Raw genomic sequence first — 603 nt, 5'->3', positions numbered from 1 at the left:
CTTTTGTATATTTTTCTTTTAAAATCCAATAATTTTTCGTCATTTAAAGAATTCATCAAATCTATTCTTTCATCTTTGCCTAACTCTAAAAACTTATCTAGAATATCTTTAGATGATTCTATTTTACTTTTCATTAAAGATTTTATTTCTATTTTAGCTTTTATTAATTGTTCATTTATTTCTTGAACTTCAATATTTCTTATTTTACTTATTTGAGATACTGTCTTAGACTCTTTGTACAGAAGATATGTTATAAAATGATCTTCTAGATTTTCTATATTATCCCAAGATATATTCATTTAACTACCTACTCATTTATTATATAGCTTTTATACATATTATAATCTTCTTCATCTAGGTCGACAGTTAACTCTATTCCATTTTCTACATACTCAAATTTTTCAATATTGTATTTGTTTTTCAACTTATTAAATACATCACCTTTATCATATGGAAGTAGTAAATTTACTTTATACGTATTTTCCATTAGTGCATTTTGTATCATATCTATTAATTTATCCATATTAATACCTTGTTTAGCAGATATATATACTGTATTTTCTTGGTTTTTAGGATAAATATCAAGGTCTAGTCTATCAATTT

General features: G+C 22.7%; 2 pseudogenes. Both read right to left on the bottom strand.

The annotated features are described in order from the left end of the window. A pseudogene (locus AZI32_RS17420) lies at positions 1-299 on the bottom strand (HEAT repeat domain-containing protein); the annotation flags it as partial. An 8-nt stretch (positions 300-307) separates the two neighbouring features. Further along, a pseudogene (locus AZI32_RS18650) lies at positions 308-603 on the bottom strand (hypothetical protein); the annotation flags it as partial.

The sequence above is a fragment of the Clostridium sp. ATCC 25772 genome (assembly GCF_001573875.1).
Classification (GTDB): domain Bacteria; phylum Bacillota; class Clostridia; order Clostridiales; family Clostridiaceae; genus Clostridium_J; species Clostridium_J senegalense.
This window is presented reverse-complemented; position numbering and strand designations above follow the sequence as displayed.